Source organism: Dactylosporangium sp. CA-052675 (assembly GCF_050947935.1).
Taxonomy (GTDB): Bacteria; Actinomycetota; Actinomycetes; order Mycobacteriales; family Micromonosporaceae; genus Dactylosporangium.
Genome location: NZ_CP192010.1, coordinates 2,318,754 through 2,341,675, shown reverse-complemented (window position 1 = coordinate 2,341,675; position 22,922 = coordinate 2,318,754). Strand labels below are relative to the sequence as shown.

Annotated in this window: 16 protein-coding genes; 12 read left to right on the top strand and 4 right to left on the bottom strand. The window is 71.0% G+C overall.

The annotated features are described in order from the left end of the window. The first annotated feature begins 19 nt into the window (after positions 1-19). On the top strand, positions 20-3,172 hold the full coding sequence (locus ACQP1P_RS10485; RefSeq protein WP_433085416.1) for a penicillin acylase family protein: 3,153 nt from the start codon (positions 20-22) through the stop codon (positions 3,170-3,172). Here the strand turns inward: ACQP1P_RS10485 and ACQP1P_RS10480 are convergent. After that, entirely contained in the window at positions 3,169-3,669 is a 501-nt protein-coding gene (locus ACQP1P_RS10480; RefSeq protein ID WP_433085414.1) for a pyridoxamine 5'-phosphate oxidase family protein, read from the bottom strand. The genes ACQP1P_RS10485 and ACQP1P_RS10480 overlap by 4 nt on opposite strands. Positions 3,670-3,702: 33 nt before the next feature. Further along, the gene (locus tag ACQP1P_RS10475) at positions 3,703-4,248 is read right to left on the bottom strand and encodes an AAA family ATPase (protein WP_433085412.1); all 546 of its coding nucleotides are present in this window, start codon (positions 4,246-4,248) and stop codon (positions 3,703-3,705) included. An 86-nt stretch (positions 4,249-4,334) separates the two neighbouring features. Here ACQP1P_RS10475 and ACQP1P_RS10470 point away from each other — a divergent pair, with 86 nt between their 5' ends. From ACQP1P_RS10470 to mgrA, 9 genes are all read left to right on the top strand, one after another. After that, positions 4,335-4,718: a hypothetical protein gene (locus ACQP1P_RS10470; protein ID WP_433085410.1), complete on the top strand. Its 384-nt coding sequence runs from the start codon at positions 4,335-4,337 to the stop codon at positions 4,716-4,718. Positions 4,719-5,020: 302 nt separating this feature from the next. Next, positions 5,021-6,031 (top strand): LacI family DNA-binding transcriptional regulator, encoded by a 1,011-nt coding sequence (locus ACQP1P_RS10465; protein ID WP_350622959.1) that lies wholly within the window; start codon positions 5,021-5,023, stop codon positions 6,029-6,031. A gap of 18 nt (positions 6,032-6,049) precedes the next feature. Continuing rightward, positions 6,050-6,865 (top strand): exodeoxyribonuclease III, encoded by an 816-nt coding sequence (locus ACQP1P_RS10460; RefSeq protein ID WP_433085408.1) that lies wholly within the window; start codon positions 6,050-6,052, stop codon positions 6,863-6,865. A gap of 491 nt (positions 6,866-7,356) precedes the next feature. Further along, the gene (locus ACQP1P_RS10455; RefSeq protein WP_433085406.1) at positions 7,357-8,358 is read left to right on the top strand and encodes an ABC transporter permease; all 1,002 of its coding nucleotides are present in this window, start codon (positions 7,357-7,359) and stop codon (positions 8,356-8,358) included. 194 nt (positions 8,359-8,552) lie between these two features. After that, positions 8,553-10,310 (top strand): ABC transporter substrate-binding protein, encoded by a 1,758-nt coding sequence (locus ACQP1P_RS10450; protein WP_433085404.1) that lies wholly within the window; start codon positions 8,553-8,555, stop codon positions 10,308-10,310. Positions 10,311-10,458: 148 nt separating this feature from the next. Further along, the gene (locus ACQP1P_RS10445) at positions 10,459-11,460 is read left to right on the top strand and encodes an ABC transporter permease (RefSeq protein WP_433085403.1); all 1,002 of its coding nucleotides are present in this window, start codon (positions 10,459-10,461) and stop codon (positions 11,458-11,460) included. 52 nt (positions 11,461-11,512) lie between these two features. After that, the gene (locus ACQP1P_RS10440) at positions 11,513-12,592 is read left to right on the top strand and encodes an ABC transporter ATP-binding protein (RefSeq protein ID WP_433085401.1); all 1,080 of its coding nucleotides are present in this window, start codon (positions 11,513-11,515) and stop codon (positions 12,590-12,592) included. Between the two features lie 107 nt (positions 12,593-12,699). Then, positions 12,700-13,734 carry an ABC transporter ATP-binding protein gene (locus ACQP1P_RS10435; RefSeq protein WP_433089957.1) on the top strand — a complete coding sequence of 345 codons (1,035 nt, stop codon included), beginning with the start codon at positions 12,700-12,702 and terminating at the stop codon, positions 13,732-13,734. A 120-nt stretch (positions 13,735-13,854) separates the two neighbouring features. Beyond that, positions 13,855-14,859, top strand: coding sequence for an L-glyceraldehyde 3-phosphate reductase (gene mgrA, locus ACQP1P_RS10430; RefSeq protein WP_433085399.1), 1,005 nt, complete (start codon positions 13,855-13,857; stop codon positions 14,857-14,859). Here the strand turns inward: mgrA and ACQP1P_RS10425 are convergent. Then, on the bottom strand, positions 14,836-15,393 hold the full coding sequence (locus ACQP1P_RS10425; protein ID WP_433085397.1) for a protealysin inhibitor emfourin: 558 nt from the start codon (positions 15,391-15,393) through the stop codon (positions 14,836-14,838). The genes mgrA and ACQP1P_RS10425 overlap by 24 nt on opposite strands. 132 nt (positions 15,394-15,525) lie before the next feature. Between ACQP1P_RS10425 and ACQP1P_RS10420 the strand changes: the two genes are divergently transcribed. After that, positions 15,526-16,932, top strand: coding sequence for an MFS transporter (locus ACQP1P_RS10420; protein WP_433085395.1), 1,407 nt, complete (start codon positions 15,526-15,528; stop codon positions 16,930-16,932). A gap of 1,215 nt (positions 16,933-18,147) precedes the next feature. On the opposite strand, the gene ACQP1P_RS10415 is transcribed toward ACQP1P_RS10420, so the two are convergent. Then, positions 18,148-19,701 (bottom strand): DUF2334 domain-containing protein, encoded by a 1,554-nt coding sequence (locus tag ACQP1P_RS10415; protein WP_433085393.1) that lies wholly within the window; start codon positions 19,699-19,701, stop codon positions 18,148-18,150. Positions 19,702-20,109: 408 nt separating this feature from the next. Here ACQP1P_RS10415 and ACQP1P_RS10410 point away from each other — a divergent pair, with 408 nt between their 5' ends. Then, positions 20,110-22,800, top strand: a complete 2,691-nt coding sequence (locus ACQP1P_RS10410; RefSeq protein ID WP_433085391.1) for a hypothetical protein — start codon at positions 20,110-20,112, stop codon at positions 22,798-22,800. The last annotated feature ends 122 nt before the right edge of the window (positions 22,801-22,922 follow it).

Here is a 22,922-nt window from a genome sequence, read left to right as displayed (position 1 = left end):
CTTGTGGAAGGGATCCGCCATGTCCCTGCCTGTCCGCAAACGCGCCCTGGCGGCGTTGCTGCTCGCCGCCGCGGCGCTCGTCGCCCCCACCTTCGCCACCGCCCCGGCCGAGGCCGCCGTCCTCGCCCCCAACGACTACTGCCTCGGCCAGTGCAACGACATCCTGCCGCCGGGCCAGAACGGCAACGCCACGCTCGCCGACATCCTGGCCCACAAGGCCCTGGGTTTCCGCCCGGCGCACTCGGCCGACCAGCTCGCCCCCTACGCGAACCTCGTCTCGGCCTACACGGGCCTCACCGACGAGCAGATCTCGAACTTTTACGACGACGCCTCGTTCGGGGTGCCGGCCGGGCAGGTCGAGCGCAGCTACAGCCCCCGCTCCGACGTGACGATCGTGCGCGACAAGGCCCTCGGCGTGCCGCACGTGACCGGCACGACCCGGGCCGGGACCATGTTCGGCGCCGGGTACGCCGGGGCCGAGGACCGGCTCTTCGTGATGGACCTGCTGCGCCGGGTCGGCCGCGGCAAGCTGACCCCGTTCGCGGGCGGCGCGCCGGGCAACCGGGAGCTGGAGCAGAGCATCTGGCGGCAGGCCCCGTACACCGAGGCCGACCTGCAGGCCCAGGTCGCGGCGCTGCGCACCAAGGGCACCCGCGGGGCGCAGCTCTACGACGACGTGCAGAGCTACGTCGCGGGGATCAACGCCTACATCGCCGCGTGCATGGCGGGGCGCAACTGCCCCGGGGAGTACGTGCTCACCGGCCACCTCGACGCGATCACCAACGCGGGCGGGCCGGAGCCGTTCCAGATGACCGACCTGATCGCCATCGCCGGCGTCGTCGGCGGGCTCTTCGGCGGCGGCGGGGGCGGCGAGGTGGAGTCGGCGCTCGTGCGCGTCACCGCCCGCGCCCGCTACGGCGTCGCCGAGGGCGACCGGCTCTGGGCCGCGTTCCGCGAGCAGAACGACGACGAGACCGTGCTCACGCTGCACAACGGGCAGTCGTTCCCGTACGGCGCGGCCGACCCCGACGCCGCGAGCGTCGCGCTGCCGGACGCGGGCAGCGTGACCGCCCAGCCGGTGGTGTTCAACCCGACCGGCTCGGCCACCACGACCGCCGGCCTGGCGCCGGGATCCGCGACCAAGCGGGGCATGTCCAACGCCGTCGTCGTGGACGCGGCCCACTCGGCCACCGGACATCCGATCGCGGTGTTCGGGCCGCAGACCGGGTACTTCTCCCCGCAGCTGCTCATGCTGCAGGAGCTGCAGGGCCCGGGGATCAGCGCGCGCGGGGTCGCCTTCGCCGGGCTCAACCTCTACGTGCTGCTCGGCCGCGGCCAGGACTACGCGTGGAGCGCCACCTCGGCGGAGCAGGACATCACCGACACCTACGCGGTCCCGTTGTGCAACACCAACGGCTCCCCCGCCACCACCGCGTCGACGGCGTACCGCTTCCACGGCACGTGCACGCCGATGGAGGCGCTGACCCAGACCAACGCCTGGACGCCGACGGTCGCCGACGGCACGGCGGCCGGGTCCTACCAGCTCATCACGTACCGCACGAAGTACGGCCTGGTCGCGTGGCGCGGGACGGTCGGCGGGCAGCCCGTGGCCTTCACCCAGCTGCGCTCGACGTATCGGCACGAGGCCGACTCGGCCATCGGCTTCCAGGCGTTCAACGACCCGGCCGCCATGGGCTCGCCGGCGCAGTTCATCGCCTCGGCCTCCGACGTCGGCTACGCGTTCAACTGGTTCTACGTGAACGCGACCGACAGCGCGTACTTCAACTCCGGCGCGAACCCGGTGCGCAAGACGGGCACCAACCCGAACCTGCCGGCGAAGGCGGACCCGGCCTATGAATGGTCCGGGTGGAATGCGGATACGAATACGGCCGACTACATTGCGGTGAACCAGCATCCGCAGTCGACGGGGCAGGATTATTTCGTCTCTTGGAATAACAAGCAAAGTAAGGACTTCTCGGCGGCCGACGGAAACTTCAGTTTCGGTGCCGTGCAGCGTGCGGATCTGCTCGACCGGCGGGTCACATCGGCGCTGAGCGGCGGCAAGAAGGTCGACCGGGCCGGCGTGGTGCGCATCGTGGAGGACGCCGCCGTCACCGACCTGCGCGCGGAGAACCTGCTGCCCGAGCTGCTGCGCATCCTCGACCCGTCCGGGACCGGCACCGACCCGAACGTGACGGCGCTGCGCGCCTGGCTGGCGGCCGGGGCCAAGCGGGTCGAGACGTCGCCGGGGTCGCACGTGTACCAGCACGCGGCCGCCATCCGCACGTTCGACGCCTGGTGGCCCAAGCTCGTCGACGGCACCTTCCGGCCCGGGCTCGGCGACGACGTGTACGGGGCGCTCACCGGGGCGCTGCAGATCGACGAGTCGCCGTCCGGGGCCACCGGGCCGACGAACGCGGGCTCGCTGAACCAGACCCAGGGGCACAAGGGGTCCTCGTTCCAGTACGGGTGGTGGGGGTACCTCGACAAGGACCTCCGGTCGGTCCTCGGCGACCCGGTGCGCAGCGGCCTCGGCAAGACCTACTGCGGCGGCGGGAACCTGGCCGCGTGCCGGCAGGTGCTGGCCACGACCCTCGCCACGGCGGCGGCCGAGCCCGCGACGAGCACCTACCCGGGCGACGCCAACTGCTCGGCCGGCGACCAGTGGTGCGCGGACACGATCATCCAGTCGCCGCTCGGCGGCATCACGCACGACAAGATCTCGTGGCAGAACCGCCCGACGTACCAGCAGGTGGTCTCGTTCCCGGCCAAGCGCGGCGACGACCTCACCAACCTGGCGCTGGGCCGCGGCGTGAGCGCCAGCAGCACGCAGCTGGGCTACTCGACCGGGGCCGCGGTCGACGGCAACCCGACCAGCCGGTGGGCCAGCGGGTGGAGCGACAACCAGTCGATCACCGTGGACCTCGGCTCGGCCCAGGCGGTCCGGCGGGTGATCCTGCGCTGGGAGGCGGCGTACGGGTCGCGGTACCGCATCGAGGTGTCCACGAACAACAGCACGTGGACGACCGCGGCGACGGTCGACGCGGGCAACGGCGGGATCGACAACGTGACGTTCGCGCCGGTCAGCGCCCGGTACGTGCGCATGACCGGGGTCGCCCGCGGCACCGGCTACGGCTACTCGCTCTGGGAGTTCGAGGTCTACCGGAGCTAGACGGCCGCGCGGTGGCGGCCGCCGGGCAGTTCGTGCGCGGGCACCTCGGCGGCCGCCCAGGTCACGTACTGCCCCGCCCGGCTCAGCACGCACGTGCTCACGAGCAGCTCGACGAGCACCTGCTGGCTGAAGCCGGGCGGCGGCGCGGCCAGGGCCCGCTCGGCGACGAACGCGGCCGCCACCGAGCGGCGCAGGGCCGGCTCGCGCGGGAACACGGCCCGGCCGGTGAGGTAGAACGCCTCCTCCCCGGGGTCCATGGGGAAGGTGTGCAGCGCGAAACGGCTGTCGCGCAGCAGGTCCTCGAGCTTCGGCGAGACCATGAGCAGGGTGAACAGCCCGTCCTCGACCAGCAGCGGGCTGATCGGGTGCACCCGCGGGCCGCCGTCGGCGCGCACGGTGCCCAGGTAGGCCAGGCCGACGCCGCTGCGGTAGAGCAGCGCGCGACCGGCCGCGGCGAGGTCCGGCGCCGACCGCCGCAAGCGCCCCCACGAGAGCATGGCGCTCAGACTCGCGCACCGGCGCCCACCCGGTCAATTCATGTTCGGCTGCCGGAATTTCCGGATGAGCTCCTGGACCTCGTCGGCGACCTCGTCGGCGAGCAGGTCGTCGGTGTCCACGACGGCGCCGAGGGAGTACAGGTCGCGGCGGGCGGTCAGGTACCGGCCCAGGTCCTCCAGTCGCCACCCGCCCGCACCCGCGCCGTCGTCGGCCTCGACCCGCTCGACCAGGGCCGGCGCCGAGACGTCCAGCAGCACGTGGCGCACCTCGTGGCCCCGGTCGCGCAGCGCGCCCAGGATCTCCTCGAGGTGCCCGCGGCGCAGCATGGTCAGGGGCACGAGCAGCGGGTCGGCGCCGCGGGCCTGGCGGGCCGCGGCGACGACGGTGGCCGCGCGCCAGGCCGGCAGGTCACGGTAGTCGCCGTGGCGCACCGCGGGCCGGACCAGCCCGGCGGTGCGCCGCAGCACCCAGCCGACGCGCTCGGCGTCGAAGGCCCGGGCCCGCGGCTCGCGGCGGCACAGCTCGGCGGTCACGGTGGCCTTGCCGACGCCCGACGGGCCGTTGAGCCAGACGATCACGGGTCCTCCCCACGGCCGGTACGGCTTCCAGGATTCTCGCAGGTGGAACCGAGGGGGATGCCAGCCCGGCACGCGATAAATGAGGCATGACGATCCTGACCCTTCCCCCGCGTCCCTCCGCCTCGCCCGACCAGGCCCGCATCGACGTGCTGCTCATCGCCCCGGCCCATCGCCTCCCGGAGCTGGACCGGCATCTGCCCCAGGGCTGGGTGGTGACCCGGCGAGCCGAGATGCCGGCCGGATGCCGGGAGCCCGACATCGTGGTGCTCGACGACCCCGGCCCCCGCTCCGTCACCGCCGCCTGCCTGCGCCATCCGTCGGCGTCGATCGTGGCCGTGCTGAGCCCCTACAGCGGCCACCAGGCCGTGGTCGACGTGCTGGAGGCCGGCGCCGACGCCTGCGTGCGCTCGTCCACGGCCGCGGTGATCGCCGCCCACCTCGAGGCCTGCCGGCGGCGCCAGGCGGCATAACGGGATTTGGCGTTTCCCACAACATATTCCAGAGAGCGCTCTCAACCGATTCCGTGATTGACATTGGGCTAGTCATGGGCCAGTCTGATTCCAGTCTTGAGAGCGCTCTCCGGCCGATACGGCGGCTTGGGTGACCGGCGTATCGTGTCCCGGCGAATCGTGATCAGGGTGTAACCGGTGTGAGGGTGCGACGGGCGATGGAGCGACATGCTCCATCGCCCGTCATTGTTTGTGCGCTACACATTGCTGAGCTTCAGTCATGATGGTCCGGCAGAACAGATATGGGGGACGCCACAATGGTGATGTCGGGGCGGGACCGGCCCACGCTCGAAAACGTCGCGCAGCGCGCCGGGGTGTCACGCGCCACCGCCTCGCGCGTGGTCAACGGGTCGACGTCCGTCGCGCCGCACATCCGCGACAAGGTGCTCAGCGCGGTCGAGGCGCTGGGCTACGTGCCCAACCAGGCGGCCCGCAGCCTCGTCACCCAGCGGACCGACTCGATCGCGCTGGTCGCCTCGGAGACCGCGAGCCGGGTCTTCTCCGACGACCCCTTCTTCTCCAGCATCATCCGCGGGGTCAGCCTGGAGCTCGAGGCCGTGGACAAGCAGCTCGTGCTCATGATGGTCGGGCCCAGCGGGCCGAGCCACGACCGCGTGGAGCGCTACTGCACCGGCGGGCACGTCGACGGCGCGATCATCTTCTCCATGCACGGCGCCGACCCGCTGCCGGAGCGGCTGAGCCGCGCCGGGGTGCCGGTGGTGTGCAACGGGCGGCTGCTGATCCAGTCGTCCGTGCCCTACGTCGACGTGGACAACGAGGACGCGGCCCGGGCCGCGGTGCGCCACCTGCTCGACACCGGGCGCCGGCGGGTCGCCACGATCGCCGGGCCGCAGGACATGAGCGCCGGGATCGACCGGCTCAAGGGCTACCGCGCGGCGATGCAGGACAGCGGCCGGCGCTCGCTGGTGGCCGTCGGCGACTTCACCCGGCAGTCCGGCGCGCTGGCCATGAGCCAGCTGCTCGGCGACGACCCGCAGCTCGACGCCGTCTTCGCCGCCTCCGACGCGATGGCCGAGGGTGCGCTGCGCGCGCTGCGGCAGGCCGGGCGCCGGGTCCCCGACGACGTGGCCGTGGTCGGCTTCGACGACATGGACTTCGCCCGCGACACCGAGCCGCCGCTGACCACCGTGCGCCAGCCGATCACCGACCTCGGCCGGATGGCGGCGCGGCAGGTGCTGCGGATGGCCGGCGGCGAGACGATCGAGCCCGTTCTGCTACTCCCTACGGAATTGGTGAAGCGGGAATCGGCCTGAACATGGCATGGTGACCCGGTGAGGCTCGCCACCTGGAACGTGAACTCCGTCAAGGCCCGGCTTCCCCGCCTGCTCGAGTGGCTCGAGCAGGCCGGGCCCGACGTGCTCTGCCTGCAGGAGACGAAGCTGGCCACGGACGCGTTCCCGGCCGACGAGGTCAAGGCGCTCGGCTACGGGACCGCCCACCACGGCGAGGGGCGCTGGAACGGCGTCGCGCTGCTGTCGCGGGCCGGGCTGGACGACGTGCGCCGCGGCTTCGCCGGCGCACCGGGCTGGAGCGGCGAGCCCGGCGGCGAGGAGCCCCTGTTCGAGGAGCCGCGGCTGGAGGCCCGCGCCGTCTCGGCCGTCTGCGGCGGGGTGCGGGTCTGGTCGGTCTACGTGCCCAACGGGCGCACGCCGGAGTCGGCGCATTACGGGTACAAGCTGGACTGGCTGGCCGCCCTGCGCCGGGCGGTGGCCGCGGACCTCGCCACCGGCGGGCCGGTCGCCGTCTGCGGCGACTTCAACGTGGCCCCGCACGACTCCGACGTCTTCGACATCGCGGCCTTCGCCGGCTCCACGCACGTCACGCGGCCCGAGCGGGACGCGGTCGCCGCGCTGCTGGACGCCGGGCTGACCGACATCGTCCCGAAGCCGATGAAGGGCTCCAACCCGTTCACGTACTGGGACTACCGGGCGGGGATGTTCCACCAGGACAAGGGCATGCGCATCGACCTGGTCTGCGTCAGCGCAACGATCGCGGGTGCGGTCAAGGGTGCCTACATCGACCGGGAGGCCCGCAAGGGCAAAGGGCCCTCTGACCACGCCCCCGTCGTGATCGATTTCGATATTTGAGCACGCTGTGTCACCATGGACCCCGTCCGGACCGTACTGTTAAGTGTGAAACGATCAACGATCGTCCTGGATAGCCCGTTCTCGCCGTTCTTGGCGCCATGTTTCCAGCACGTTGCGTGATCACACCGTTACGATTCGCCGGTAAATCGCCCGTTTAGGGGGTGTATGATCCAAAAGTCGCTGTGCTTGGATCACGCCCTCATCACGGCGCGGCGTGGACTTGGTTACAGGACAGGGGGTGACCCTTGACGATCGGCCGAACGGGAGACAGGGTTCGTCCAACGAAGGCGACAACACCACGTCGGCTTCGTGCACGCTCTGCCCGTGGACCGAACCTGCGGATAGGGCACCAGGAGTCCACGAAGACACAGCCGATCGGCTGCTGACTGCCACGGGCCCCGGTCTGGCCGACGCATGCTCGCTGCACGGTGCGACGGTCATCGCTGGCGGCTTCAGGCGGGCAGACGGCCGGGGAGAGGGGCACCACGCCCATGACTATGGGACCCGTCACGTCGAAGAGCGACGAGCAGGTGCCGACGGTCGAAGAGGCGACCGCCACGCCTGCCGGTGTTCCCGCGAAGGCCATCGAAGGTCGCTCGCTCAGTCAGATTGCGTGGACCCGGCTCAAGCGCGACAAGATCGCGCTCACTGGAGGCGGGTTCATTATTTTCCTGGTGCTGGTCGCGGTGTTCGCCCCCTTGATCAACAAGGCGTTCGGGCATCCGGTCAACGAGTTCCACCAAGAACTGATCGACCCATCGCTGGGCGGCATCCCGCCCGTGGGAACCTGGGGCGGCGTCAGCAAGGACTTCCTGCTCGGCGTCCAGCCCGTCAGCGGCCGCGACCTGTTCTCGCAGATCATCTACGGTGCCCAGGTCTCGCTGCTCGTGGCGCTGTCCGCCACGATCGTCGCGGTCGCCATCGGCGTGGTGCTCGGCGTCGTCTCCGGCTACTTCGGCGGCGCGGTCGACAGCGTCATCAGCCGGCTGATGGACCTGATCCTGGCCTTCCCGTACCTGCTGTTCTCGATCGCCCTGATCTCCGTCGTGCCGGCCAGCACCGGCTGGCGGGTCGGCGTGGTCATCTCGGTCATCGCGTTCTTCAGCTGGCCGTACATCGGGCGCATCGTCCGCGGCCAGACTCTCTCCCTGCGGGAACGCGAGTTCGTCGAGGCGGCGCGCAGCATCGGAGCGGGCTCGCCCCGCATCCTCTTCCGGGAGCTGCTGCCGAACCTGACCGCACCGATCCTCGTCTACGCGACGCTGATCATCCCCACGAACATCCTCTTCGAGGCCGCGCTGTCGTTCCTCGGTGTCGGCGTGCTGCCGCCCACTCCCTCGTGGGGCCGGCTGCTCTCCGACGCCGTGCAGTACTACGAGTACGACCCGATGTACATGTTCGTGCCCGGCTTCGCGATCTTCCTCATGGTCCTCGCCTTCAACCTGTTCGGCGACGGCCTGCGTGACGCCCTGGACCCGAAGGCCAACCGGTAGCCCCCTCGGGCCACCGGCGGCCTCCGGCCGTCACGCACACCCCGCACCACCCCGCCCGGCATGCGGCTGAGCCGATGGCTCAGCCGGTCCGGTCGAACCCTGTGTGCACACCCGGCTTCACTCGCACAGCAGCACAGCTCGGACGGCCCGTCCCTCGGCGGGTCGCGCCAAACAAGGAGGGAAACCCAGTGAGAATGAGGACAGGGGCTCTGGTGGCCGGTTCGGTCACCATCGCCCTGGCGTTGTCCGCCTGCGGTGGCGGCGGCGACACGCCCAAGACCGGTGAGAGCGGCGGCTCGGGTGTGTCCGGCTTCAACGCCGCCACCAAGGGCATCGTGAACCCGTCCACCAAGAAGGGCGGCACGCTCAAGCTCGTCAACCAGTCCGACCCGGACTCGTGGGACCCGGCGCGGGCCTACTACGCGTACGTGTGGAACCTGATGAAGGGCTACTACGTCCGCACCCTCGTCACCAACGAGGCGAAGCCCGGTGAGGACGGCCTCAAGCTGGTTCCCGACCTGGCGCAGGCCATGCCGGAGATCTCGGCCGACGGCAAGACCTACACCTTCAAGCTCAAGTCGGGCATCAAGTTCGAGGACGGCTCGCCGATCACCTCGAAGGACTTCAAGTACGGCATCGAGCGCATCTTCGCGCAGGACGTGCTGTCCGGCGGCCCGACCTACCTGGTCGACGTGCTCGACCAGGGCCAGAAGTACCCCGGCCCGTACAAGGACACCGACCCGAACAAGCTGGGTCTGAAGTCCGTCGAGACGCCGGACGACAGCACGATCGTGTTCAAGCTGGCCGAGCCGCTGTCGGACTTCATCTACCTGCTCGCCGCGCCCGACGCCAGCCCGATCCCGCAGGCGAAGGACACCGGCGACAAGTACGGTGAGAAGCCCGTCTCGTCCGGCCCGTACAAGTTCCAGTCGTACGACCAGGGCAAGAAGGCCGTCTGGGTCCGCAACGACCAGTGGGACCCGAAGACCGACACGGTGCGCGCCGCGCTGCCGGACCAGATCGAGATGACCATCGGCACGGCGGTCGAGGAGATCGACAACCAGCTGCTGAGCGGTGAGATCGACATCGACACCGCGCAGACCGGTGTCCAGCAGGGTGCCCAGCCGAAGATCCTGCTCGACCCGGAGAAGAAGAAGAACGCGGACACCCCGAACACGGGCTTCATCCGCTACTTCTCGATCAGCACCAAGGTCGCGCCGTTCGACAACATCCACTGCCGCAAGGCCGTGCAGTACGCGACCGACAAGATCACGATGCAGACCGCTCGTGGTGGCGCCGACGCCGGTGGTGACGTCGCCTTCAACATGCTGCCGCCGAACATCGCGGGTCACGACGACTACGACCCGTACAACACCAAGTCCGGCAAGCCGCAGATCGACAAGGCCAAGGAAGAGCTCGCGGCGTGTGGCAAGCCCAACGGCTTCGACACCGTGATCGCGACTCGTAACGCCGGCAAGGAGCCCAAGACGGCCGAGGCGCTGCAGGCGGCGCTGAAGAACGTGGGCATCAACGCTCGCCTCGACCCGACCGAGCCGTCGCTGTACTTCCGCTCGACCATCGGCGCGCCGTCCAACGTCGCGGCCAAGGGCTACGGCCTCATGATGGCCGGCTGGGGTGCCGACTTCCCGACCGCGTACGGCTTCCTGTCCGTGCTGGTCGACGGCCGCAACATCCTGCCGTCCGGTAACAACAACTACGCCGAGCTCAACGACCCGGAGATCAACTCCCTGATCGACCAGGCGAAGGCGGAGAAGGACCCGGCCAAGGCCGCGGCCATCTGGACGAACATCAACCACAAGGTCATGGACGCCGCGGTCATGGTGCCGTTCGTCTACGACAAGGCGCTCAACTACCGCAACCCCCGCGTCACGAACGTGTTCGTGACGGAGTACTACGGCATGTACGACTTCGGCAGCCTGGGCGTCAGCTGACCCTCGGGTCGCAGTAGCCCTGGCACCGAAGCAGCAAGCCTGAACAGCCGGTAACCCGCCCTTCACGAGTACAGAAGGCAGGTGAGGGCCACGGCGCCGGCCGGTGAGACGGGAACACCGTCGATCCGGCCGGCGTCAGGCCGCACACGTGATCAACTACATCCTGCGCCGCCTGGTCACCGCGGCACTGCTCATCGTGGCCGTCTCCATGGTCACCTTCGCGATCTTCTTCCTGATCCCGAAGGCGGCGCACGCCGATCCCGCTGAGATGTACGTCGGTAAGTCGGCGACCCCGCGCGACGTCGAGCTGACGCGGATCAAGCTCGGCCTGGACCAGCCGATCTACATCCAGTACGGCCGGTTCGTGAAGGGTCTCGTGGTCGGCCGCGACTACAACAGCGGTCCCACGGTCACGCACTGCTCGGCCCCCTGCTTCGGGTACTCGTTCCGCACCGACCGCGAGGTCTGGCCCCTGCTGCTGGACCGTCTCCCGGTCACCATCTCCCTCGCCATCGGCGCCGCGATCCTCTGGCTCTTCGGCGGTGTCGCCGGCGGCGTCATATCCGCGCTGAAACGCGGCAAACTCGCCGACCGGGCCGTGATGATCATCGCGCTCGCCGGCGTCTCCCTCCCGGTCTACTTCACCGGTCTCGTCTTCCAGTCGCTGTTCGTCCACCAGTGGAAGATCTTCCGCGGCGGCGAGTACATCAACTTCGTCGACGACCCGTGGGGCTGGGCCAACAAGCTCTTCCTCGCCTGGGTGAGCCTCGCCCTGCTGTTCGCCGCCACCTACGCGCGGCTGACGCGGGCGCAGATGCTCGAGACCCTCGGCGAGGACTACATCCGCACCGCCCGGGCCAAGGGTCTGAAGGAGCGGGTCGTCATCGGCAAGCACGCCATGCGCGCGGTGCTCACGCCGATCGTGACGATCTTCGGCCTCGACCTCGGCACGCTGCTCGGCGGCGCGATCCTCACCGAGCGGGTGTTCTCCCTGCCCGGCATCGGCAAGCTCAGCGTCGACGCGGTGACCCAGAAGGACCTGCCGATCATCCTCGGCGCGACCCTCTTCGCCTCGTTCTTCATCGTCATGGCCAACCTGATCGTCGACGTGCTCTACGCCGTGATCGACCCCCGGGTGCGGCTCTCGTGACCCGTTCCCCGTCCCGGTCCCCGCTTCACGGCACCCCAGGAAAGGAGTGAGCATGTCCAGCAGCCTGCTCACCGACGGCACGCCGAGCCCGTCCGGACCCGGCCCAGGCACCGCAGCGTCGTTCCTCGACGTGCGGGACCTGCGGATCCACTTCAAGACCGACGACGGCGTGGTCAAGGCCGTCGACGGCCTGACGTTCCAGCTCGAGCGCGGCGAGACCCTCGGCATCGTGGGCGAGTCCGGCTCCGGCAAGAGCGTGACGAGCCTGGGCATCCTGGGCCTGCACCGGCGCGGCTCCGCGAAGATCTCGGGCGAGGTCTGGCTCGACGGCGAGGAGCTCATCGGCGCCTCGCCCGAGCGGGTCCGCCTCCTGCGCGGCGCCAAGATGTCGATGATCTTCCAGGACCCGCTGACCGCGATGCACCCGTACTACACGGTCGGCGCCCAGATCGTCGAGGCGTACCGGGTGCACAACAACGTCAGCAAGAACGACGCCCGCAAGCGCGCGATCGAGATGCTCGACCGGGTCGGCATCCCCCAGCCCCAGCGGCGCGTGGACGACTACCCGCACCAGTTCTCCGGCGGCATGCGCCAGCGCGCCATGATCGCCATGTCGCTGGTGAACAACCCGCAGCTGCTCATCGCCGACGAGCCCACCACGGCGCTCGACGTGACGGTCCAGGCGCAGATCCTGGACCTGATCCGCGACCTGCAGGCGGAGTTCAACTCGGCGGTCATCATCATCACCCACGACCTGGGCGTCGTGGCCGAGGTGGCCGACGACATCCTGGTGATGTACGGCGGCAAGTGCGTCGAGCACGCGACCGCGGAGACCATCTTCCGCCGCCCCGAGCACCCGTACGCCTGGGGCCTGCTCTCCTCGATGCCCCGCGTCGACCGGGAGGTGCGCGACCGGCTGGTGCCGATCAAGGGCAGCCCGCCGTCGCTGATCAACCTCCCGAGCGGCTGCTCCTTCCACCCGCGCTGCCCCTACGTGGAGCGCAACGGCATCCCTTGCAAGACGGTCGAGCCGACCCTGGCGGAGGGCACGCCCGAGCACGGCGTCGCCTGCCACATCCCGCACCCGGAACGGCTGGCCATCTTCAAGTCGGACATCGCCCCGAACCTCTGAGGAGCACGACAGTGTCGACGACGACCCAACCCCAGCCGGCGGCGGCGCCTCAGCGCGGCGGCGAGAACCTCCTCGAGGTGCGCGGCCTGGAGAAGCACTTCCCGATCATGCGGGGCGCGTTCATCAAGCGAAAGGTCGGCGCGGTCCGCGCGGTCGACGGCATCGACCTGGCCGTCAAGACCGGTGAGACGCTCGGCCTGGTCGGCGAGTCCGGCTGCGGCAAGTCCACCACCGGCCGGCTCATGACCCGGCTGCTGGAGCCGACCGGCGGCCAGGTGCTGCTGGAGGGGCAGGACATCTCCCACTACGGCGTGGGCAAGATGCGGCCGCTGCGGCGCGAGGTCCAGATGATCTTCCAGGACCCGTACTCGTCGCTGAACCCGCGCCACACGGTCGGCTCGATCGTCGGGGCCCCGCTGCAGGTGCAGAACATCAAGACCGCGCACGGGCAGAAGCGCGAGGTCCAGCGGCTGCTGGAGCTCGTCGGCCTCAACCCCGAGCACTACAACCGCTACCCGCACGAGTTCTCGGGCGGCCAGCGCCAGCGCATCGGCATCGCCCGGGCGCTCGCGCTCCAGCCGAAGCTGATCATCGCCGACGAGCCCGTCTCGGCCCTGGACGTGTCGATCCAGGCGCAGGTCGTGAACCTGCTCGACGACCTGCAGCGCGAGTTCAACCTGACGTACGTCTTCATCGCCCACGACCTGTCCGTCGTCCGGCACATCTCGGACCGGGTCGCGGTGATGTACCTGGGCAAGGTCGTCGAGATCGGCGGGCGCGACGGGCTCTACGTCAACCCGCTGCACCCGTACACGTTCGCCCTGCTCTCCGCCGTGCCGGTGCCCGACCCGTCGCGGCGGGACAAGGCGCAGCGGGAGCGGATCCTGCTCACCGGCGACGTGCCGAGCCCGATCGACCCGCCGTCCGGCTGCCGCTTCCGCACCCGGTGCTGGAAGGCGCAGGACCTGTGCGCCCAGGAGGAGCCGCCGCTGCGCGAGCTGCTGCCGGGCCAGACGGTCGCCTGCCACTTCCCGATCACCGAGGAGGAGCGTTCGGCGCGCGGGGCGCAGGCGGCCCGGGCCGCGGCGGCGGAGATCCCGGTCGACACGGCCGAGGACCCGTTCGCGGAGCCCATCGCCTAGCCGCTGTCGTGTGGGGGCCGTCCCGTCATGTGCGCATGACGAGGCGGCCCCCCGGCATGTCCGGCGCGAGCACCGGAGGTTTCTCCACGGGCCCCTCGCCCATCCGGCCCGTTTAGGATCATGGCCGTGGTGTACGAGGCGGCTTCGGGCCGATACCAGGACATGCTCTACCGGCGCAGCGGACGCAGCGGGCTCAAGCTGCCGGCCATCTCGCTCGGGCTGTGGCACAACTTCGGGCAGGAGCGGGCGTTGCAGACCCAGCGCTCGATCGTGCGGCGCGCCTTCGACGCGGGCGTGACCCACTTCGACCTGGCCAACAACTACGGGCCGCCGCCGGGGACGGCCGAGGAGAACTTCGGGCGCATCCTCGCCGAGGATCTGCGGCCGTACCGCGACGAGCTCATCATCTCCACGAAGGCCGGCTACGACATGTGGCCGGGGCCGTACGGCGAGTGGGGGTCGCGCAAGTACGTGCTGGCCTCGCTCGACCAGTCGCTGCGGCGGATGGGGCTGGAGTACGTCGACATCTTCTACTCGCACCGCCCGGACCCGGACACCCCGCTGGAAGAGACCATGGGGGCGCTGGACGCCGCGGTGCGGGCGGGCAAGGCGCTGTACGTCGGCATCTCCAACTACAGCCCCGAGCAGACCGTCGCGGCCGCCCGCATCCTGCGCGAGCTCGGCACGCCGCTGCTGATCCACCAGCCGTCGTACTCGATGCTGAACCGCTGGATCGAGGACGGCCTGCTCGACGCGCTCGAGGAGGCCGGGGCGGGGTGCATCCCGTTCTCGCCGCTGGCGCAGGGGCTGCTGACCAACCGGTACCTCGACGGCATCCCGGACGACTCCCGCGTGCGCACCAGCCGCTTCCTCAACGAGAGCGACCTGACCGCGTCCCGGATGCAGCTCATCCGGGCGCTGGACCAGGTGGCCCGCGAGCGCGGCCAGACCCTGGCCCAGCTGGCGCTGGCCTGGGCGCTGCGCGACTCGCGGGTCACCTCGCTGATCATCGGGGCGTCCAGCGTGAAGCAGCTGCTGGACAACCTCGGGGCCCTGGAGAACCTGGCCCTCTCCCCCGACGAGCTGGCCCGGATCGACGGGCTACTTGCTCAGGAAGGCGCCTAGCGCGCTGACGACCGGCTGGAGGGCGGGCGGGATCGACCCGTCCTTCGCCGTGATCTGCTTGCCGCCGTACGTGACCGTGTAGGTGTAGGCGTCGGCCACCGCGCCGTTGTCGTTCGTGGTCGGCAGCTTGTTGAAGTCCGTCGACGCCAGCGCGGTCTTGAGCGCGTTGGCCTCCTCGTCGGTCAGCTTGCCGGTCTTGGTGCCCTGCTTGGTCGTGATCGTGTACGACCCGTCCGGCTTCACCACCAGCGAGTCGTTGGTGCCGGCCAGGCCGCCGGTGCGGGTGAAGGTCACCAGCGCGTCGGTGGCGGTGACGTTGCCGCCGCCGTTGGTCTTCGAGCTCGGGTCCGTGTTCGGGCCCGCGCTCGTGCCCGCCCCGGCGCTCGCGTCCGTGCCGGCGCTGCCGCTGGCGGCCGGCACGCCGTTGGACGCGGCACCGCTGGCTCCGGCGCCGGCCTGGTTGTCGGCGTCCGAGCACGCGCCGAGCGCGAACGTGAGCGTGAGCAGGCCGGCGGCAAGGATCCGGGACTTCATCGTGGTTCAGCTCCATCCATAGGTCTTGCTCATTGGACTGTGCCCCGACCTCAACGGTTCCCCGGTGACGTCTCCCACAATCCACCTGAATACTCGGGCGATTTTGTCGTACCCCCGCGACATGATGGCCCCATGCGCCTCGACCCCTACCGCCGCGTCCTCGCCCTACCGGGCGTGCGGCCCCTCATGGTGCTGGCGATGCTGGCCCGCATCCCGATCACGGCGATCGGGGTGACCATGACCCTGCACGTCGCTCAGGACCTCCACAAGGGGTGGGGCGCGGCGGGACTGGTGGGGGCGGCCCTGACGGTCGGAACGGCGCTCGGCGGCCCGCTCAACGGCCGCTTCGTGGATCGCCGCGGCCTACGCCCCATGCTCGTGGTCACCACCGTGGCCGAGGCGCTGTTCTGGGCCGTCGCGCCCTTCCTGGGCTTTCCCGCGCTGCTCGCCGGCGCGTTCGTCGCCGGCGTCTTCTCCCTGCCGGTCTTCTCGGTGATCCGCCAGTCGATCGCCGCCCTGGTCCCCGCCGACCAGCGCCGCCAGGCCTACGCGCTGGACTCGATGTCGGTCGAGCTGTCCTTCATGGCCGGCCCGCCCCTGGCCGTGCTGCTCACGAGCGCCCTGTCCGGCCGCACCGCGATGTGGTCGATCGGCGGCGCCCTGGTCCTCGCCGGCCTGGCGCTGTGGCTCACCAACCCGCCCGTGCACACGTCGGAGACGCCCGGCGAGTCCGCCCCGGTCCGCCGCCGCGACTGGCTGACCCCGCGCTTCGTGGCCGTGCTGGCCGCGGCCTCGGCCACGACCATGGTGCTGGCCGGCACCGACCTCGGCATCGTGGCCATGCTGCGCGGCGCGGGCCAGGTGGGCCTGGTCGGCGCCCTGCTCGCCGCCTGGGCCGTCTACTCCCTCGTGGGCGGCTTCATCTACGGCGCCCTGCCGCGCGCGGTCCCGCTCGTCGCCCTGGTCGGCGCCCTGGCCCTGTGCACCATCCCCGCGGGCCTCGTCGGCTCCGCCTGGCCGCTGCTGTTCCTGACGCTGCTGCCGGCGGGTGCCCTGTGCGCCCCGACCCTGACGGCGACCATCGACCTCACGAGCCGCCTGGTGCCGGCGTCGGCCCGCGGCGAGGCGATGGGCTGGCACGGCTCCTCGCTGACCGTGGGCCTGGCGATCGGCTCGCCGCTGGCGGGCTGGGCCATCGACCGGGGGTCGCCGGCTTGGGGGTTCGCGGCGGTCGGCTTGGTGGGCGCCCTGGCCGCGGGGGTGCTGTTGTGCTTCCGCCACTTGGACAGCCCGGCGCCCGCCGCGCCCGCTGCGGCTACCGCCCCGGCTCCCCCCACTCCCTCGACGCCGGCGGCTGCGGCTGCGGCTGCGGCTGCCCCGACTCCGGCCACCCCCTCGACGCCGGCGGATACGACGGCTGCGGCTGCTACTGCCTCGGCCTCATACACTCCCTCGGCGCCGGAACCGGCTTCGACGCTGCCCGCGGCTCTGACCGTTGACTTCGCGATTTCGTCGGAGCGGTCGGCCTCGGCCCGCTGACAGCGTCCCGGTCGCCCGAACGCGGCCCGCGCGGGAGCTCGGTATTCGGCCTTGTGAGTGCTTGAGCCCCAACGACCGCCTCCACGCGCTGACCGCACCCCGCTCCGAGCCGCACGGCTCCGGGACCCCCGAAGCGTTTGAGCTGCTGACAGCACTTGGGGCCGCCGGACGCCTCAACCTTTGAAGCGCTCCGACGATCGCGCGGCGGTCGTCGGGGCTCAAGCAGCCGGAGAGCCGCAGTTGGCGCTGACCTGGCTGACCGCTCGCCGGGTCCGGGAAGTGCTCGGCCGCGGTAGCTGCCGCGCGTCCGACGCTGCTCCCAGCCGCACGAGCCTTGGAGCGCTCGGGCCGCCGACCGCCGATGTGCTCGACCTGCTGACCGCGGTCCGGGCCGCCTGACCGGCTCGGCGCCTGACCTTCGGATGGGCGGCATCACGGTGCCTGGGCTCGTCGGATTTCGATAACTCGGGCGCTCCGCGCCACGACTTATCGGATTTATACCCCGGCAGGTCATGTACCGGATCTGCGGCATTCCGGGCCTGGTCGCTTCACGCGGCGGCAAGCGGGCTGCTCGCGCCACATCACGCGGAGTGGCCGCCCCGTCCCCGAGGATGCGGAGGATGTCGCAGGAGATGCGGTGGACGCTCTGCCGCGACCGGGTGCCGGATTGCGATATCCCCGCGATCGCGTGTGGTGCGGCCTGCCCGGCGATCGGTTGCTCCGCGGCGCTCAGCGTCGCCCGCCCGGCGCGCGGGCATTGGCGGACCCGCTCGCATCGTCGGGCGCGAGATGCGGCGCAAGGGGTCGGTCGCACGCTGAGGATGACGCCCGCCTGTGCATGCTCGGAGCCTGGGTCTCGGGGGCTAGCCACGGTTCCGCCGTCCGGCGCCGAGCGGGCTCGCGGCAGACGACGGCGTACGAGTGCCGTGGTCGAGTGCCCGGGCGGCCGGCCCACCCGGGAGGAGGCGGAGCCGAGCGGGTTAGCCGGATGGGTGGCTTCGCGCGCGAGACCGGATGCGGTGAGGTCGCCGCGGCCGGAAGGGGGCCCGCGCCGCGAAGAAGGGTCGCCGAAGGGGGACTGCCGGAAGGCGACGGTCGACCGGGCTCCACGAGGCCCTCGAACCGGCCGAAGTGCTCAAACGTTCAACCAGAAAACCATGGTTGTCAGTTAAGAGTGAAAGATTGGACGGGTTCCAGTCTTCGGATGGTGGTGGTTCACAGGAGGGACGGGGCCGACACGAAGGTGTACCCCAGCCGCTGCATGCCCTCGATCAACTCCGGGAGGTACTGCAGGCCGAGAAACGGGTGGTAGAAGAAGCTTGCCACGTTGTCGCGCACCACGAGCTGGCGCCTCGCCGAGGCGAGCAGATCCGGGGCCAGGCGGACGCCGTGCTGGTTAAATCTTTGTGTTGCAACGTTTCCAAGTGTTTCCGGGATGACCGGCGTACCGTATGCGTCTTTTACGAGATATGGGAAGTATTGGCTCACGGAGCGTGTACCACCGCCGCCGAGAATGCCGTTGAAGTACAGGACCTGCTCGTAACGGGCGCGGATTCCCGGGGCCGAGGCGATCGCGCGGTAGTCGGTCTCGCTGGCCGTGTAGTGCGGAAACTCCCAGATGTCCGGCGGCGTCAGGCCCGCCTTCGTCCACTCCTGGCGGGCCGCGTCCAGGCGCCCTAGCGCCCAGGCCGCGGAGTCGCCCGGCACCGGGCCGTCCAGGACCACGGTGCCCGCGGCGTCCACGTGGGCGCGGTAGAACTCGTAATCCTCGGCGCTGACACCGTACGGATTCGGGGCGCCGGTGAATCCGTGCGTATATCCGTGCATGATCAGGGTGCCGCCCTGCTGCCGCATGTACCGCAGCGCCGCCACGACCTGCGGAGATCCGCTCAAGGTCCGGTGCACGGGCACGCCGCCGGAATAGATGCCCGCGGCGTCGTCGTACACGGGGAAAACCGCCACGGCGAACGGCACATGACGAGAATGCAGATAATCGGCGATCTGGCGCAGTTGTGCGGGGTCGGAATGCGGGCCCACGTCCTCGATGCGCACCAGGGCCCGGTGCCGCTCCGGCGTCTTCGGCGCCAGCAGATCGCACAGCAGGTCCGCGATCACGAGGTACCGGTCGTCGAAGCTGACGTACGTGAAGGGGACCTCGGCCACGTACGTCACGCCGCCGACGCGCACCGCCCAGGGCCGCGACGTGCCGTCCGGCATCTCGGCCTCGGCCAGCGTCGTGGAGTACACACCCTGGGAGAGCACGGCGTGGACCAGGCCGCCGGCGTTGGCGTTGCGGGTCAGCTCGGTGCCGCGGTACCGGATTCCGGTCGGTGCGGCATCGTCGATCGTCGCTGTCTGAAAACCGATTCCAGGGTACTTCCCGATCAACTGCCACAGGTTGCCCCCGAGCCACAGCACGTGCGCGCCCGCGGCCACGTCGGCGAGGAACGCGGCGGGCAGGGGCTCGTCGTACGTCGATCCGATATAGATCGTCAGCAGGTACTTCTGTGCCGTTCCGGACGTGTACTTCGTCACTGGCACGGCCTGCCAGGCACCGAAGTGGGAGGCCAGATTCCCTGCTTGGACCGCATACAGCTCGCCCAGCGAGCCGTATTGCCCGCCCGTGTCATACAGGACGAGCACCCCGCTCTGCGGGTATGCAGGAGAACGGCCCGGTGACGGGCCCGCCCCGGAAGTACCGATTGGAGAGGTTTTGCAGGCGCTCAGCGATGACGCGGCGACGAGGACCAGCGCGATCCCGATGACCATGAAGGCAAGGCGCCGGACGGGCCCGACGGTGACAGCCAGTATTCGGCGGACTGCGGCTCGAAGCATGAGCAACTCTCCGGAGAAGTCGCCACCAAGCCTAGCAAATCGGGCGCAATCCCCCCGCCGGTTGGCATTTCTCGGCACGTCCGCCGACAAACGAGATGGTTGCGTCCGTCACTCAGCGCGGTACGATCCGGCAGAGCCGCCCTGCGGTGATCGGTGTGGAACCCCCTCCGCACCGCACCGCTCGTGGCACACCCGACGGAGGGCGATCTTGTTTTCTCGCTGCCCGCTTGCAGCCCGCACACCGGACGAGCCGAGCCGCACGCGGCCTGGCGCCGGGACGGTGGTGCCGCGGCCGGCAGCCGCCTTCCACGGGGCACGGCTCCATAGCGCTGAGAGGTCCGCATGAGCACGGCGATGCAGGTGCGGCTGCGTCACTGGCCCGGGATGAAGGTGTCCTGGCTCGGTGCCGGTGCGGTCGTCCACTCCGGTGAGGAGCCCAGCCCGGGCTCAGCGGCCCTGGTCGTCTCGCCACACGGGTCCACCGAATGCGCGGTGGTGATCAGCTCCCACACGGTGAAGCTGCAGCCGGCGATGATCGAGGAGCTGGCCGAGGTCCTCGCCAACGGCCTGCCCCGCGGGTTCACCGCGATGCGCTTCGTCGCCTGGGACGGCGCCTGCGCCACCAACGAGCGCCCCGCCGCCGCGCACATGATCGCGATGCGGCTCGGCATCGACGTCATCGCCGCGGCCGGCCCGCTGCTGGGCGTCCCCGGCGGCTCGCTCTTCGCCCCCGTCGGGCGCGGCGAGCAGCGGCCCGGCGGCTTCTGGCGCTTCCGCACCGGCGCGCCCGCGGTCCGGGTCGGCTGGCGCTTCCCCGCCCCGGCGTGGGAGTCGCAGCTGTGCACCGAGATACCCGAGCTGCCCGGCGACCTCGTGCTCGACCAGATCCCGGCCGGTCTGTGGCTGCACCGCCGCCGCGTCGGCAGCGTGACGGACCTGGCCTACTCGGTGCCGACCGACCACGAGAACCCGGCGATGATCCTCGGGCACCCCGGCGACGAGCCGCTGCACCGCGAGGAGCTCGCCCAGGCGGTGTCGGCCGTGCCCACGCTGTCCGCGGATCGGTGCGTCTTCACGCCGTACGGGCAGAACCCCATCGCCGAGGGCCCGGTCGGTCCGGTCGTCGCCGACGTGCTCGGCCGGGCCGTGCACGTGCGCACCGGCCTGCCGCTGTGCGCGCCCGCCGGCCAGCGCGCCGTCGTCACCATCGACAACAAGGGCCTCCCCCGCTGGCGTACCTTCGCCCGCGAGCTGTGGCACGCCCCCCACACCGGCGCCCCGCGCCCGGTCGACTGGATCAACCCGTGCCCGGACGTCCTCGACGCCCCGGCCGGGCAGGCCACCTTCTCGCTCGGCTCCGGCTGGGTGCTCGAGGTCGTGCAGGCGGGCCTCTGGCTGCGCCCGGAGCACCTCAACGACCCGGCCGACTGGGTCCGTCAGCTCCCGGTGGACGTGAACCGCTGCGCCGTGATCGTCGGGGCACCCAACGCCGCCGAGATCCCGCCGCCCGCGCACACCATCGCCGAGATCCTCGAGAAGCTCCCGATCGACGCGCGGAAGCGGGCGTACATCGCTGTGCCGCGCGGCGCCGCCCCGAACGTGTTCATCCTGGCGACCGGGCTGCTCGAGTCGCTGCCCGAGCCGGGCGAGGTCGAGCTGGTCTCGCCGTCCACGCCGAGCACCAGCGGCTCGTTCCCGACCATCACGCCGGACGCGCCGCGGCACGGCGCCGGGCGCCACGGCGACGCGAACGGCCCGTACCTCGTCGACGGCCGGCCCGCCAACGGCCACCCGTCCGGCGCGCATCCGACGGTGCCCCGCTCGGCCGCGCACGAGCGCGCGCCCGAGCAGGATTTCGAGCGCGGGTACTCCTCCCGGACCGGCTCGTTCCCGGCGGTCGACGGCGGCTCCCGCACCGGCTCGTTCCCGGCCGACGGCGGTTCCCGCACCGGCTCGTTCCCCGCCTATCCGGCGGCCGACGCCGAGCGCGGCTCGCGGACCGGGTCGTTCCCGGCCTTCCCGCCGGCCGACGCCGAGCGCGGCTCGCGGACCGGGTCGTTCCCGGCCTTCCCGCCGGCCGACGCGCCGACCACCTCGTTCGACGCGCCGCGGATGCCGCGCAACGGCTCCTCGCCGGCGACGGGCGCGTTCCCGGCGGTGCCCGAGTCGGCGACCGGCTCGTTCGCGCCGCTGTCGCCGAATGGTTCGCAGCGCCCCGGGCGTCCCAATGGGTACCAGCCCGAGCCCCCGATGCCGCAGCCCCGCCAGCGGCCCGGCGACACGACGGGCTCGTTCCCGGCGGCCGCGTTCCGCAACGGCAACCCGGACGCGACCGCGCCGATGGTGCCGATCGTGCCGGGCCCGGGCGCGCCTTCGCCCATGAACGGCCACGGACCTGTCAACGGGCACGCTCCGGTCAACGGCCACGCCCCGGTCAATGGCCATGGGCCGGTCAACGGGCACGGGCCGGGCAACGTGTACGGCGCCGCTCCGCAGGGTCCGAACGGGTTCAACGGCGGCGGGCAGGCGCACAACGGCTTCAACGGCGCCGCGGCTCCCGTGAACGGGCACGCGCCGATGCACCCGGATCTGCACGTCGCTCCCCCGCGGGCGTTCCACCGCGAGGACCAGCCGCTGCACCCCTCCGGGCCGGGCGCGCCGCACGGGTACAGCTTCGACGCCCCCGACTACGACGAGCACCACTTCGATCCGGTCACGCCGCCGACCCGGCACCACGAGGAGCCGACCGGGCGCATGCCGGCTCAGCGGGCCCCGATGGCGGACGAGAGCGAGCAGGACGACTCGGCCTCGACGACCACCGGGCGGGAGATCCGCTCGCACAACAAGAAGGGCAAGACCGTCCGGGCGGACGACAAGACGAGCACGCAGGAGCTGGACCGGCTCCTCGGGTTCTTCGACGAGATCCGCCGCGCGAAGGCGTGGGACGAGGACCCGGGCACCCCGGAGCAGCAGGCCGCCAAGCGCGCCGCGGCGGGCCAACCCCCGGCCGGTCCGCGGCGAGCCCGACACTGATCTAGACGCACCGAGCCGGCCCGTCCGTTGTCGCGGACGGGCCGGCTTTTTTCTGCCGCGTCCGCATCGATGGCGCCGCTGGACACGAGCGTCAGATCGTTCGGCCCATGCGTGTGTGCGCC